This window comes from Saccharothrix sp. (assembly GCF_031180885.1).
In the GTDB taxonomy this organism is placed as follows: domain Bacteria; phylum Actinomycetota; class Actinomycetes; order Mycobacteriales; family Pseudonocardiaceae; genus Actinosynnema.
In genome coordinates this window covers 1-14578 of record NZ_JAPSLK010000053.1, presented here as the reverse complement: position 1 = coordinate 14578, position 14578 = coordinate 1, and the positions used below count along the sequence as shown (strand labels likewise).

General features: G+C 70.4%; 10 protein-coding genes. 5 read left to right on the top strand and 5 right to left on the bottom strand.

What is annotated here, in order from left to right:
- Positions 1-319: 319 nt before the first annotated feature.
- The 4 genes from RIN75_RS35435 to RIN75_RS35420 all read right to left on the bottom strand — a co-directional run bounded on the left by RIN75_RS35435 (position 320) and on the right by RIN75_RS35420 (position 7667).
- Entirely contained in the window at positions 320-1360 is a 1041-nt protein-coding gene (locus RIN75_RS35435; protein ID WP_309116459.1) for a LacI family DNA-binding transcriptional regulator, read from the bottom strand.
- Between the two features lie 122 nt (positions 1361-1482).
- Positions 1483-2931, bottom strand: a complete 1449-nt coding sequence (locus tag RIN75_RS35430; RefSeq protein ID WP_309116458.1) for a family 43 glycosylhydrolase — start codon at positions 2929-2931, stop codon at positions 1483-1485.
- Positions 2928-5423: an alpha-L-arabinofuranosidase C-terminal domain-containing protein gene (locus RIN75_RS35425; RefSeq protein ID WP_309116457.1), complete on the bottom strand. Its 2496-nt coding sequence runs from the start codon at positions 5421-5423 to the stop codon at positions 2928-2930. Before RIN75_RS35425 ends, RIN75_RS35430 begins: the two co-directional genes overlap by 4 nt.
- A 33-nt stretch (positions 5424-5456) precedes the next feature.
- Positions 5457-7667 carry an immunoglobulin-like domain-containing protein gene (locus tag RIN75_RS35420; RefSeq protein ID WP_309116456.1) on the bottom strand — a complete coding sequence of 737 codons (2211 nt, stop codon included), beginning with the start codon at positions 7665-7667 and terminating at the stop codon, positions 5457-5459.
- Positions 7668-7867: 200 nt separating this feature from the next.
- Here RIN75_RS35420 and RIN75_RS35415 point away from each other — a divergent pair, with 200 nt between their 5' ends.
- The 4 genes from RIN75_RS35415 (at position 7868) to yjfF (ending at position 12403) form a co-directional block, all read left to right on the top strand.
- On the top strand, positions 7868-8845 hold the full coding sequence (locus RIN75_RS35415; protein WP_309116455.1) for an ABC transporter substrate-binding protein: 978 nt from the start codon (positions 7868-7870) through the stop codon (positions 8843-8845).
- 68 nt (positions 8846-8913) lie between these two features.
- A complete protein-coding gene (locus RIN75_RS35410) occupies positions 8914-10413 on the top strand; it encodes a sugar ABC transporter ATP-binding protein (RefSeq protein ID WP_309116454.1) in 1500 nt (499 codons plus the stop codon).
- On the top strand, positions 10410-11429 hold the full coding sequence (locus RIN75_RS35405) for an ABC transporter permease (protein WP_309116453.1): 1020 nt from the start codon (positions 10410-10412) through the stop codon (positions 11427-11429). Before RIN75_RS35410 ends, RIN75_RS35405 begins: the two co-directional genes overlap by 4 nt.
- A complete protein-coding gene (gene yjfF / locus RIN75_RS35400; RefSeq protein WP_309116452.1) occupies positions 11429-12403 on the top strand; it encodes a galactofuranose ABC transporter, permease protein YjfF in 975 nt (324 codons plus the stop codon). Before RIN75_RS35405 ends, yjfF begins: the two co-directional genes overlap by 1 nt.
- A 69-nt stretch (positions 12404-12472) precedes the next feature.
- On the opposite strand, the gene RIN75_RS35395 is transcribed toward yjfF, so the two are convergent.
- Positions 12473-13396 (bottom strand): superoxide dismutase, encoded by a 924-nt coding sequence (locus RIN75_RS35395; protein WP_309116451.1) that lies wholly within the window; start codon positions 13394-13396, stop codon positions 12473-12475.
- Positions 13397-13488: 92 nt separating this feature from the next.
- Between RIN75_RS35395 and RIN75_RS35390 the strand changes: the two genes are divergently transcribed.
- The gene (locus RIN75_RS35390; protein WP_309116450.1) at positions 13489-14370 is read left to right on the top strand and encodes a LysR substrate-binding domain-containing protein; all 882 of its coding nucleotides are present in this window, start codon (positions 13489-13491) and stop codon (positions 14368-14370) included.
- Positions 14371-14578 lie beyond the last annotated feature (208 nt).

Genomic DNA, 14578 nt, shown 5'->3' with positions numbered 1-14578 from the left:
GCTGGCGGGCACGCGCCGGTAGGGCGAGGCTAGCGGTCCCGGGCCGGCGGCGACAGCCCGGGCCGGTGCAGGCGGTATCAGGGGCAGGCGGGACGAGGGCAGCCGCCGCCCGAGGGCTCGGGCAGGGCTCGCCGCACCGCCCGACGCCGCACCGCCCCGCCCACGCCACGCGCCGCCCACGCCACGCCGGTCAGGCCGCCCGCGCCACACCGCGCCGCCCGCTGCGCCGCGCCCCCAACCAGTGCGGGGCTCGCTGCGCGGGGCGCGGGGTCGCTGAGGGTGCCGGGGTCGCTGGGTGCGGGTCCGCCGGGGCGCGGGGTCAGCTCGGGGGTGCGACGCTGCCGCGGCTGATCAGGGCCGGAGCTATGGTGCGCCGGGTGTCGCCGGCCCCGCCGTCCGCCGCCACCTGGGCCAGCAGGAGGTCCAGCGCCTCGCGGGCCACCGCGGCGAAGTCCTGCCGCACGGTGGTCAGCGGCGGGATGAAGAACTCCGCCTCCGGGACGTCGTCGAACCCGACCACGCTGACGTCCTCCGGCACCCGCCGCCCGCGCTCGTGCATCGCCCGCAGGATGCCCAGCGCCAGGTGGTCGTTGGCCGCGAACACCGCCGTCACCTCGGGCATCCGCGCCAGCATCTGCCCCGCCTGGTACCCGGCCCGGGCACTCCAGTCCGCCGGCACCAGCGGCGGCACCTCGGCGCCCGCGTCCTCCAGGGCCTTGCGCCAGCCCTCGACGCGACCCGAGCTGTCGAACCAGTTCGGCGGGCCGGACACGTGCCAGACCGTCCGGTGGCCGACGTCGAGCAGGTGCTTGGTGGCGGCGTACGCGCCGGCCTGCTGGTCCACCGTCACCAGCGGGGTCGGGCGGGCCGGGTCGCCGTCGATGGTCACCACGGGCACGCCGGCGGGGATGTCGGCCAGGGCGTCGTTGGCCGACGCGGTCGGCGCGATCACCACGATCCCGGCCACCCGCTCGTCCCGGTGCCGCTCGACGGCCCGGTTGATCGACGCGTGGTCCAGCTCCTTGACCCGGCCGACGCTGACCGCGAAGCCCGCGCCCGCCGCCGCCTCCTCGAACGCCGCCAGCAGCGACGCCGGGCCGTACAGGGTCGAGTTCTGCGCCACCACGCCGATCAGCTGCGAGCGCCCGGTCACCAGCGCCCGCGCGGCCTTGTTCGGCCGGTAGCCCAGTTCCGCGATCGCCGCGCGCACCCGCAGCCGGGTCTGCTCGCGGACGTTCGGGTGGTCGTTGAGCACCCGCGAGACGGTCTGGTGCGACACGCCCGCGAGTCTCGCCACATCGGTCATCGCGGGGTCGCGCGAGGTCTTGTTCTCCACTGCCGCACCCTCATCCCGGCTCATGATCGTCCACTTCGGATGTTAGCGATAACACCCATTTTCCACCAACGCGCGTGCCCGCCACACATTGTCCACCACGACGGGCACGCGCGGGGGCAGGTCGTGCCCCCGCGCGTCGCGCGTCCTCAACCCACTCGGAAAGTAGCCCGTTCCCGCGCTTCCCGGGACGTGCCGAGCCGGGCCATCACCAGCCGCCCGGTGTCGTGCGTCACGTGCAGGTCGCCCTGCCGCAACGACAGCCCCGACCGCCCCTCCTCCAGCACGAAGCTCGCCGCGCGCCCGTAGGCGTCGGTGTCCTCGTACGGGTCGATGCGCAAGTCGCCACCATCGGTCCGCGCGTACCGGTCGGGGAAGTTGACCGATTGCAGCGCCACCGTGCCCGCGCCCAGGAACCCGTCGACCACCCGGAACTGCGAGTCGGCCAGCTCGCGGACGTCGCCGTCCACGCGCAACCGGTACTCGTAGTGCCGGATCACCGCGTGCGGCGCGTCCAGCGGGTGCAGCCGCACCGGCACCTCTCCCCGTCCCACCGGCACGCCGAAGCTCGGCGTCCCGTCGGCGTTCCAGTACAGCCGCTGCACGCGGGTGTGCCGGTTGGGGTCGAACAACGGGTCGCCCGTGATGTCCCGGTAGTCCCGCGCGTGGTAGACGAGCACGTCCACATCACCGACCCGGGTGAACGAGTTGTGTCCCGGCCCGTACTGCGAGGTCGCCGTGTTGGTGGTGAAGACCGGCTGCGGGGACTTGGTCCACGACCGCGCGTCGAGCAGGTCCGCGTTCTCGTCGGCGGTCAGCAGGCCCATGCAGTACCGGGCGTCGGTCGCGCTGGCGGAGAAGGTGACGAACACCCGGCCGTTGCGGATCAGCACCGCCGGGCCCTCGTTGACCTTGAACCCCTGCACCTCCCAGTTCAGCGTCGGCACGGCGATGCGCACCGGCGCGGACTTGAGGGCCAGCGGCGAGGCCATCTCGGCGATGTAGAGGTTGCTGTTGGTGGCGATGCCCGGTTCGCTCTGCGCCCACAGGAAGTACCGCTTGTCCCGGTGCACGAACGTCGTCGCGTCGAGCGTGAACGAGTCCCAGCCGGTCACCATCTGGCCGCGCAGCGTCCACGTGGCCTCCCGCGGATCCGCCGAAGGCGACTCCAGCACGTAGGTGCGGATGCGGAAGGGCTGGTCGGAGTCGCCGGCGGCGAAGTAGATGTACCACTTGCCGTCGATGCGGTGCAGTTCCGGCGCCCAGATGTAGCCGCCCATGGTGCCGGACGCGGGCCGCCGCCACACCGTGCGCTCGCGCGCGGTGGCCAGACCGTCCAACGTGGACGCTCCGCGCACGACGATCCGGTCGTACTCGGGCACCGAACCGGTCATGTAGTACATGCCGTCCGTGGGCGGGGTGATGAACGGGTCGGCCCGCTTCTCCACCAACGGGTTGCGCGAAGTCAACGGGTTGCGCGAAGTCGGGACCGGCGCGGCGGCTTCGACGTCCTGGGCGAGGGCCTGCCCGGCGGGCAGCGCGCCGGCGGCGGCCACCACTCCCCCGGTCAGGAGCAGGGATCGACGGCTGAGGCTCACGACAGTCTCCTGTCCTTGATGCGGATGAACGTCACCGAGTGGGCCGGGAAGGTGTGCGTGAACGAGGGCTTCACCCCGCGCAACGTGGTCTCCTTCGCGCGGACCGGCTGGAAGAACTCGGTGTTCATGTCGTCGGGACCGCCCTGCACCGTGGTCACCTTGGCGGTGTTGGCCACCGACACCCGGGTGCCGAGGTCGAGCTTGACCCGGGCCGGCGACGCCTGGGCGTTGACGACCTTCACCACCAGTTCGCCGGTCGCCAGGTCGCGCGTGACCACCTGGCGGAACGGCTCGGCCACCTTGTCGTCGGTGAACTCGCCCCACTTCTGCCCGTCCAGGAACAGCTCCACGTGCCGCCCGCGCACCGAGACCTTCAGGTCGTACGTGCGACCCGTCTCCACCCGGGTCCCGTTGGCCAGCAGCGTGGACTTCCCGCCGCCGACCGCCTTCTCCACGGCCGACTGGGTGTTGTTCCAGCCGCCCAGGTTCCACCAGTAGAAGTTGCCGGTGTCCTTGACGCCGAACGCGACCAGGAAGCCCTCCGCGCCGGACAGCTTGGTGGCCTTGACGTTCAGGTCGTAGTCGCGCCAGTTCACGTCGCCCGCGGTGACCAGGGTGTCCTGCGCCGCCGCGTCCGACTGCACGAACCGGCCGCCGGAGACCGCCCACGTGCCGCGCCCGGCCGCCCGGGTCCACTGCGCGTCCGTGCCGGAGAAGTCGTCGGAGAACAGCCGCACGCCCGACGAAGAGGTGACCGAGACGTCGTCGTAGGCCGCGCTGGTGGCCCACGTGGACAGACCGATCGCGCCCGTGATCGGCCCGGCGACCGACGGCGTGGAGGTCTGCGTGCTCGGCACCACGTGGTCGCCCACGTTGGTCATGAACAGCTTCTGCACCTCGTAGTTCGCCGAGCCCCATGACGCGTGGTTGTTGAGCCAGATCATGTCCGGCTGCCACTGCACGTAGTCCTGGTTGGCGAACAGCGGCGCGTAGGACGCCAGCTTCACCACGTCGGCGTTGCGCTCCAACCCGGTCATGTACGCGGCCTCGGCCAGCGCGTTGGACAGCTTGTTGCCCTGCGAGGCGTACTCGCCGAGGAACACCTTGGGGCCGTTGCGGTCGTAGCTGTCGTACCGGTTGTTGTTCTGGAGGAACCAGTCCGGGCTGTTGTAGTAGTGCTCGTCGACCATGTCGACGCCGGCCTGCCTGTTGAGCTGCCACAGGCGGTCGAACGTGCCGCCGGTGTCGTCCGGGCCGGAGTTGCTGATCACCGTGATGTCGGGGTACTTCGCCTTGATGGCGTCGCGGAACTTCACGAAGTTCGCGAAGAACTGGTCGGGCAGGTTCTCCTCGTTGCCCACGCCGAGGTGGGTGAGCTTGAACGGTTCCGGGTGGCCCATGTCGGCGCGCAGCTTGCCCCACGTCGAGGTGGCCGGGCCGTTGGCGAACTCGATCAGGTCGAGCGTGTCCTGGATGTGCCGCTGCAACAGGACCGGGTCGTCGGTGGCGCGGTTCTGGCCGCAGCCGGTGACCAGGGCGGGCACCACGGGCAACGGCATCGCGCCGATGTCCTCGGCGAACTGGAAGTACTCGTAGTAGCCCAGGCCGTAGGACTGGTTGTAGCCCCAGAAGTTGGCGTTGGTCGGGCGCTGCTCGACCGGGCCGACGGTGTCCTTCCACTGGTAGGACCGGCGGCGCTCCCAGTTCGGGGCCTCGTAGCCGTAGTGGCTGTTGACGTTGACCAGGCAGCCGCCCGGGAAGCGCAGGAAGCCGGGCTTGAGCGCGGCGACCTTCTCGGCCAGGTCGGCGCGCAGGCCGTTGGGCCGGTTCTTGTAGGTGTCGCGCGGGAACAGCGACACCATGTCCAGCCGCAGCGTGCCGGTGCCCGCGCCGCGGACCGCGAGCCGGCCGACGGTGCTGGACTTCCGCGCCAGGAAGCTGCCGGTGTACTTGGTCCAGGTGTCGCCCTGAACCTGGACGGTCACCGCGTCGGCCAAAGGACCGCCGGCGGGGTCGGTGAGCGACGCGGTCAGCGCGGTCGAGGGCTGGTCGGTGCGCGCCCAGACCGAGAAGTCGTAGCGCTTGCCCTCGACGACGTTGACGCCCGAGTTGTAGCCGGAGTTGATCACGCCGGCTGGCAGGCCGAGCTTCAGGTAACGGCGGTTGCGCTCGTGCAGGCGCTGGTCGTCGTCGACCACCTCGATCGTGCCGCCGGCCAGCGGCGCCCACGAGGTGAGGCCGCTGTAGGAGGCGTTGTCGACGCGGTCGTACTCGAACGACCGGTTCTGCACCAGTTCGGCGTACAGGCCGCCGTCGGCGGCGCGGTTGATGTCCTCGAAGAAGACGCCGTACATCGTGTCGGCGATGTCGACGCCCCGGGCGGTGGGGTCGACCGTGACCGTGTAGTCGGTCTCGGCGGCGGCCTGCGCGCCGGGCACGGCGGCGGCCAGGCTCGCGGCCACCAGGGCGGCGAGCACGCGTTGCTTGCTCATGGGTTGGCTGGACTCCTGTCGACTGGCGGTTCGTCAGGGGAAGGCCGCGCGGACGCGGTCGAGTTCCGCGCGCGTGACGGGCAGGACGGTGCCGTGCCGGGGCCGGCTGGGCAGCGCGTACGAGCTGGACATGGTCCACTTGCCCGAGGCGAGGTCGGTGGTCTCGAACGGCACGTAACCGCGCCCGCCGAACTCGTCGATGAACAGGTACCACTTGTCCTCGGTGTTGGACTTGAACACCGTCGGCCCCTCGCCCTGCCGGATGCCGGGGCTGGTGGCGGTGGCCTTGCCGATGCAGTCGGCGACGAAGTCGTAGTCGGTGCTGCGCAGTTCCGTCGACTTCTCGGCGAGGATGAACTTGCTGCACGGCGTGGACGAGGTGTTGTTGCGCTCGTCCTTGGTGAAGCGGTAGTAGGTGTCGCCGTCCTTGATGACCGTGGAGTCGATCACCGAGTACCCCGGGTCGACCCACACCTGCGGCTCGCTGAACGTCCGGAAGTCGCGGGTCGTGCTGTAGAGCATCCGGTTGTAGGTGTTGCCGGTGTGGCCCAGGTCGTCCGCCGCGTACAGCTTGGAGGCCCAGAAAACCACGTACGCGCCGATGCTCTGGTCGTAGTAGGCCTCGGGCGCCCAGGTGTTGCCGGCGGTGTCCGGCGCGATGCGGACGTGCCGCTGCTCCGACCAGTGCACCAGGTCCGTGGACTCCCACACCTCGACGTACTTGCTGCCGGTGCGCTGGACGGCGTCCCAGTTGCCGTTGCCGTGGATCTTCAGGTCGGTGGCGATCATGAAGAACCGGTCGCCCTCCGGCGAGCGGACGATGAACGGGTCGCGCACGCCCTTGTCGCCATACTTCGAGGTCAGCACGGGCCGGCCGGCGTTGAGTTCGTCGAAGCGCAACGGGTCGTTGCCCCGGCTGGCGGCGAAGTAGATCTGCTCGCCGGTGGCCGTGCCCTCGCCGGTGAAGTAGCCGAACAGGTAGCCCTCGTAGGGCTGCTTCTCCGGCAGCGGCAGGACGGTGGTCTTGAACTTCTTGCGGGTGGTCTCGCGGCCGGCCCGGATGGTGGCGGTGAGCTGGACCTTGACCGCCTTCTCGCCGTGCGCGGGCCGGGTGACCTCACCGGTCGGGGTGATCACGTCGGGCTTGTTGCTGTCCCAGGTGATCGTGGTGCCGTGCAGGCCGGTGGTGGGCAGGGTGATGTTGCCCCGGATGCCGTCGGTGTCGTGCAGGGTGAGCGCGGCGTCCGCTTCGGCCACCTTCTCGTCGTCGGTGAGTTCGGGGCGGACGGTCGCGGTGAAGACGCGCTGAGACGTTTCAGCGCCCTTGGTGGCCGTCGCGGTCAGCTCGACCGTGGCCGGTGGGCTGCCCGCGGCGGGTCGGGTGACGACGCCCGTGCCGGTGATGACGGACGGATCGCTGGAGGTCCACGTGATGGCCGAGCCGTACGGGCCGGTGGACGGCAACGTGAGGTTCGTGGTCAGGGCGGACGTGTCGCCCAGGTCGAGCAGGGCGGCGTCGCGGCGGGCGCGTTCCGCGTCGGTGATCAGGCCGATCTCGCGGACCTCCCCGGCGCTCAGGGCGTGGTCGTAGAGGCGGAAGTCGCGGATCTGGCCCTTCAGGCGGCGGTCGGCGGTGTAGACCGAGCGGCCGAGGTAGTTTGCCGTGGTGGAACCGCCGCCGATGGCCGAAGGCCGGATGGTCACGTCGGTCTTGCGGGCGACCTCGACGCCGTCCTCGTAGAGCACGGCGGTGCTGCCGGACAGGGTGTAGGTCAGGGTCTTCCACACACCCCGGGCGAGGTCGCGACCGGCCGAAACGGACTGCTCGGTGGCCCAGTTGCCGGTGGCGATGGCGGTGCGGTAGCCGTTGCCGGTGGTGAACAGGTAGCCGTCGCCGACGCCGGTCGGGCCGGTGTTGCCCAGGCCCCACACGAAGTACGGGGTGGACTGGTCGGCGGCCATCCGGACCTGTATCGAGACGGTCACTGAATCGAGTCCGCGCAACAGGTGGTCCGGTAGTTTCACATGCCCGTCCACGCCGCCGAGCGCGCGGCCCTCGGCGCCCAGCGGTGTGGTGTCGCCGCTCGCCACGGCGTGGCGGCCGTTGCCGGAGGTATCGGTGATGGTGGTGCCTGAGGTCTCGTCCAGTGCGTAGCGCACCACGAGCCCATCGGCGGCTTGGGCGTGCGGGGCGGTCAGGATGGTGCCGGCCAGGGTCAGCACGGCGGCCAGGGATCGGATCATGCCGACGTCCTCGTCGTCGTCGGGGCGTGGCGGCGCTTTGCGCTGCGCCACAAAAGTGAGCGCTAACATAGGTCGCCCAAGTGGACAGTGTCAACGATGCAAAATCGTCGTAACCAAGACCTTGACTCACCAGTTGTGAACGCTCACTCTTGTCCACCAAGTGACCACGGTCACCGCGGTGGAACTCGGAGGAAAAGCCAGTGCTGAAGAAGATCACGGCAGCCGCAGGCGTGGTCCTGCTGAGCGTGCTGACCGCGTGCGGTTCCGGCGACGGCGGGGCGTCGTCGACGAACAGCGGCGGGAGCAAGGACGGCATCACCATGGGCTTCGCCCAGGTGGGTGCGGAGAGCGGGTGGCGCACGGCGAACACCAAGTCGATCCAGGACGAGGCCAAGGCGGCCGGGATCGACCTGAAGTTCTCCGACGGCCAGCAGAAGCAGGAGAACCAGATCAAGGCGATCCGGTCGTTCATCCAGCAGAAGGTGGACGTCATCGCGTTCAGCCCGGTCGTGGAGACCGGCTGGGACGCGGTGCTGGAGGAGGCCAAGGCCGCGAACATCCCGGTGATCCTCACCGACCGCGCGATCGACTCCGACGACGAGTCGCTCTACGCGACCTTCCTCGGGTCGGACTTCGTGGAGGAGGGCCGCAAGGCCGGCAAGTGGCTGGCGGAGAACGCCGGCGGCCCGGTGAACGTCGTGGAGCTGCAGGGCACGACCGGTTCCGCGCCCGCCAACGACCGCAAGAAGGGCTTCGCGGAGACCATCGCGTCGAAGCCCGACATCAAGGTCGTCGCGTCGCAGACGGGTGACTTCACCCGGTCCGGCGGCAAGCAGGTCATGGAGGCGTTCCTGAAGTCCGTGCCGAAGATCGACGTGGTGTACGCGCACAACGACGACATGGGCCTGGGCGCCATCGAGGCCATCAAGGCGGCGGGCAAGGTGCCCGGCAAGGACATCCGGATCATCACCGTGGACGCGGTGAAGGACGGCATGACCGCGCTGGCGGCCGGCGAGATCAACTACATCGTCGAGTGCAGCCCGCTGCTGGGCAAGCAGCTCATGGAGCTGGCGAAGAAGGTCGTGGCGGGCGAGCAGGTGCCCAAGCGGGTGGTGACCGAGGAGACCACGTTCACCCAGGAGCAGGCCAAGGCCGCGCTGCCGACCCGGCAGTACTGACCCCGGAGCGGTCCCCGTCGCGGTGGGCGCGACGGGGACCGCTCCGACGCACCCACGAAGGCAGATCCATGACCGAACCGGTCGTCGACATGCGGGGCATCTCGGTGGAGTTCCCCGGCGTCAAGGCGCTGCAAGGCGTCGATTTCCGGCTGTTCCCCGGCGAGGTGCACGCCCTGATGGGCGAGAACGGCGCCGGCAAGTCCACCCTCATCAAGGCCCTCACCGGCGTGCACAAGCCGACCGGGCTGATCCGGTTGCGCGGTGAGGAGGTCTCCTTCCACGGACCCGGGCAGGCGCAGGACGCCGGGATCAGCACCGTCTACCAGGAGGTCAACCTCTGCGGGAACCTCACCGTCGCGGAGAACATCCTGCTGGGCCGCGAACCCCGCCGGTTCGGCCGCATCGACGGCCGCGCGACCCGGCGCCGGGCCGCGGAGCTGTTGGAGCGCATGGGGTTGGCCATCGACCCCGGTTCGGTGCTGGCCGACCACCCGATCGCCGTGCAGCAGCTGGTGGCGATCGCGCGGGCGGTCGCGGTGGAGTGCCAGGTGCTGATCCTGGACGAGCCGACGTCCAGCCTGGACGCGGGCGAGGTGGCGGAGCTGTTCCGGATCATGCGCGTGCTGCGCGACGAGGGCGTGGCGATCCTGTTCGTCTCGCACTTCCTGGAGCAGGTCTACGAGATCTCCGACCGGATGACGGTGCTGCGCAACGGCCGGCTGGTCGGCGAGTACCGCACGGCCGAGCTGAGCCGGCTGGACCTGGTGTCCGCGATGCTGGGCCGCGAGCTGAGCGTGCTGGAGGAGTTGGAGCAGCAGACGCACCCGGTGGACGAGCGGGCGGTGCTGTTGCGCGCCACCGGGTTGGGCCGCAAGGGCGCGGTGGAGCCGTTCGACCTGGAGGTGCGGGCGGGCGAGGTGGTCGGGCTCGCCGGGCTGCTCGGGTCGGGGCGCACGGAGCTGGCGCGGCTGCTGTTCGGCGCGGACAAGGCCGACTCGGGCACGTTGGAGTTCGACGGCAAGCCGCTGCACCTGCGCGGGCCGCGGCAGGCGATCTCGGCGGGCATCGGGTTCTGCTCGGAGGACCGCAAGGCCGAGGGCCTGGTGGCGGACCTGAGCGTGCGGGACAACCTGGTGCTGGCGTTGCAGGCCTCGCGGGGCTGGACCCGGCCGCTGTCCAAGCGCACCAAGGACGAGCTGGTGGAGAAGTACGTGGCGATGCTGGACATCCGGCCCGCCACCCCGGACACGCCGATCCGCAACCTCTCCGGCGGCAACCAGCAGAAGGTGCTGCTCGCCCGGTGGCTGGTGACCAAGCCGAAGCTGCTGGTGCTGGACGAGCCGACGCGCGGCATCGACGTGGGCGCCAAGGCGCAGATCCAGAAGCTGGTCGCGGAACTGGCGGCCGAGGGGGTGGCGGTGGTGTTCATCTCCGCCGAGTTGGAGGAGGTCGTGCGGGTGTCCGACCGCGTGGTGGTGCTGCGGGACCGGCGCAAGGTCGCCGAGCTGCGCGGCACGGACGTGGACGAGGTCATGGCGCACATCGCGGGCGGGAGGGCCGCCGCGTGAACCGGCTGTGGTGGGCCCTGGGCGCGCTCGTGGCGCTGCTGGTGCTCAACGTCGTGGTGACGCCGTCGTTCTTCTCGATCCGGATGCAGGACGGGCACCTGTACGGCAGCGTGATCGACATCCTCAAGAACGGCGCGCCGACGCTGTTGATCGCGCTGGGCATGACGCTGGTGATCGCGACCCGGGGCATCGACCTGTCGGTGGGTGCGGTGGTGGCCATCGCGGCGGCGGTGACGTGCGAGTACATCGCTACTTCCAGTGACCCGGGCAGCGCGTCGACGGCGTTGGTGGGCATGGCGATCTCGTTGGGGCTGTGCCTGGTCCTGGGGTTGTGGAACGGGTTCCTGGTCGCGGTGCTGAGGATTCAGCCGATCGTGGCCACGCTGGTGCTGATGACGGCCGGGCGCGGCATCGCGATGCTGGTGACCGACGGCCAGATCATCACCGTGAACAACGAGACCTACCGGTCGGTGGGCGCGGGGTTCGTGCTGCTGCCGCTGGCGATCCTGATCAGCGTGGCGGTGTTGGCGCTGGTCGCGGTCGCGACCCGCAAGACCGCGCTGGGGCTGCTGATCGAGGCGGTCGGGGTGAACCCGGAGGCCAGCAGGCTCGCGGGCGTGCAGTCGCGGACGATCATCTGGACGGTGTACGTGTTCGCGGCGCTGTGCGCGGGCGTGGCCGGGCTGATGATCAGCTCGAACGTGAGCGCGGCGGACGCCAACAACGCCGGTCTGTGGATCGAGATGGACGCGATCCTGGCCGTGGTCATCGGCGGCACGTCGCTGGCGGGCGGGCGGTACTCGCTCACCGGGACGTTGCTGGGCGCGCTGGTGATCCAGACGCTGACGACGACCGTGTACACGGCGGGCATCGCGCCGGAGATCACGTTGGTGTTCAAGGCGGTCGTGGTCGTCGTGGTGATCCTGTTCCAGTCGCCGAAGGTGCAGGCGTTGTTCCGGCGGCGACCCAAGAGGCCGGTCGCGGAAGTGTTGAAGCCGCAGGAGGTGGCGAGCTGATGGCTACCCTGTCTGTCTCAAAGGTGCCCTCGCGGCACCTGCCCGTGGTGGCCACGTTCGCGTTGTTCGTGCTGACGTTCGGCGCGGGGTCGGTGTCGTTCGAGAACTTCGCGTCCGGTCAGGTGTTCGCGAACCTGTTCATCGACAACGCGCACCTGATCGTGCTCGCCGTGGGCATGACGTTCGTGATCCTGACCGGCGGCATCGACCTGTCGGTGGGGTCGGTGCTGGCGCTGTCCACGATGATCGCCGCCGCCGGGGTGAAGGCCGGCTGGCCGGTGCCGCTGGTGATCGTGGTGGTGCTGCTGACCGGGTCGGTGCTCGGGCTGCTGATGGGTCTGATGATCCACAAGTTCGACGTGCAGCCGTTCATCGTGACGCTGGCCGGCATGTTCCTGGCGCGCGGGCTGTGCTTCGTGATCAGCATCGAGTCCATCAGCATCAAGGACAAGGGCTACCGGGCGCTGGGCATGGACCGCATCGCGCTCGGTGGCGGGGTGTCCATCACGAACAACGTGCTCATCGCGGTGGCGGTGCTGCTGGCGGCGATGTACGTGCTGCACCTGACCCGGTTCGGCCGGACCGTGTACGCGTTGGGCGGCAGCGAGCCCTCGGCGCGGCTGATGGGGTTGAAGGTCGGGTTCACCAAGGTCGGCGTGTACGTGGTGAGCGGGTTCTGCTCGTCGCTGGCGGGCCTGGTGTTCTCGTTCTACACCGCGTCGGGGTACGGGTTGCACGCGGTGGGCATGGAGCTGGAGGCCATCGCGGCGGTCGTCATCGGCGGGACGTTGCTGGCCGGTGGCTCGGGTTACGTGCTCGGGTCGGTGGTGGGCGCGCTGGTGCTGGGGACGATCCAGACGATCATCAGCTTCGACGGCACGTTGAACTCGTGGTGGACGAAGATCGTGATCGGGGCGCTGCTGCTGGCGTTCATCGTGCTGCACAGGCTCATCGTGCGGCGCTCGTCGGCGTGAGCCGGTCGGCGAGGTGGCGGCACCGCCGTGCGTGACCGCCACCTCGCCGACCGACCCGCCCGCCCAGCGTCAGAACTTGTCGATCGCGATGGCGTCGTAGCTGGTGGTCGGTGTCGGCGGGGTGCTGAACCGGCCGTTGACCAGGTAGAACCGGTTGCCCCAGGCCGCGACGGTCGCGGGCACGTCGAACCGCGGGTCGGTCATCTGGCCCACCACCCGGGCGCTCGCCGCGTCGGCGCTCAGCTCCAGCTTGGTGAACAGGTTGACCCGGTTCTGCACCACGTACAGGTTGCGGCCCTCGCGGAGCAGGCCGTCGTTTCGGGTCAGGACGGCACCGCCCAGGTCGATCTCCTTCGTGACCCCCCGGTGGTCGACGCGGAACAGCTTGCCGGTCGAGGTCTGGCCGATGACGAGACCGCTGCCGTCCGGGGTCGTGACGATGCCGTTGGCGTTGGCGACGTCCGGGACGTCCTCCATCTCGCCGGTCAGCGGCACGCGGGTGACCTGCGCGGGTTCGGGCAGTTCGCCGCACGGGCCGAGCGGCAGGCGGTACAGGGTCGGCTCGTCGGAGTCGGTGACCCACACGGCGTCCGGGGTGATCACCAGGTCGTTGACGAACGACTCGCCGTCGAACAGCCGGTAGGTCGCGATCGTGCGGCCGGAGAAGGCGTCGAGGACGCGGAGGTCACCGCCCGTGCCGCCGGCGACGAACAGCCGGCCCCGGCGCGGGTCCACCTTGAGCCCCAGCGACGGGGTGCCCGGCCCGGCCGCGAGCACCCGGCCCCGGCCGGTGGCCAGGTCGACCTGGAAGATCGAGCCGTCGGCGCGCGAGCCGAAGTACGCGGTGGGCCACGGGCCGATCGCGATGCCCTCCGGCATGAACCCGTCGGGCAGCGGGAACCGGGTGGGGAACGCGGTCGCCCCCGCCGTGCCCGGCACGAGCACCGAAACCCCGAGTGCGGCGACCGCCGCCAACACAGCGCGTCTGCGCATGGATCCTCCCTGGTGGACTGTGGGCGGAAGTCTCACCCGTGCGGCCGTGGCACCTCCAATACCGCGTGGACCTGGCGACATATCCTGCGGGCATGTCGATGGACCTGCGGCTCATGCGCTACGTCGTGACCGTCGCCGACGAGGGCGGCTTCCAGCGCGCCGCCGACCGCCTGCACGTCGCGCAGCCCGCGTTGAGCCGGCAGATCGGGCACCTGGAGCGGACCCTCGGTGTCGACCTGTTCACCCGGCGGCCCACGGCGTTGACCGACGCGGGGCGGGTGTTCGTGGCGTCGGCCCGGCGCATCCTGGGCGAGGCCGACCGGTTGGCCGACCTCACGCGCGCGGCGGGGCGGGGCGAGTTCGGCACGGTCCGCCTGGGGCACGTGGTCAGCGCGGCCTTCGAGACCGTGCCGAACCTGGTGGACGCCGTGTCGCGGCGCTACCCGGGGTTGCGGGTGGAGACCACCGAGGCGTGGTCGGCGGAACTGGCCGAAGGGCTCCGCACGGGACGGTTCGACGCGGCCCTGTCCCGCAGCATCCCCGACGACCCCGACCTGGACCGCTTGACGGTGCACCGCGAAGACCTGGTCGTCGTGGTCGCCGACCGGCACCGGCTGTCCACTTCGGACACAGTGACGCCTGCCGACCTGGTCGGGAGCCACGTCCTCCTGTCACCTCGGCACCTGCCGTCGTGGCGCGCCACGGTCCTGTCCGCGCTGCGCCCCGGCACGGTGGTCCGGGACTCGCGCATGCCGGGCTGGCGGCGGTTCGACGAGTTGACCGCCGAGACGTTCACCGTGGTCACCGAGACCCTGGGCGCGCACCGCCCGCCCGGCACCACCGTGCTGCGCTTCGCGGAACCGCCGTCGGTCGGCCTGGACCTGGTGTGGCGCCGCGACTCCACCTCGCCGGCGCTGCGCCTGCTCGGCGAGCTTGTCCGCGAACGCGCTCAGGCGATGACCGGTCGCGGTTAGAAACTACTTAGGACGCATCGCGAGAGTGGTTGTCAGGCAAGGAAAATGCCTGACCACACGAGGGGAACCACCAGTGATCCGCAAGCTTCTCACCATCTTGGGCGGAGTGGCCGTCGCGGGGGCGCTGTCCACCACACCGGCCACCGCATCAGCTGACCGCGCAACCGCTCCCGGACCGGGTGTTCGGCGACCAGGACGGCGAGTTCGC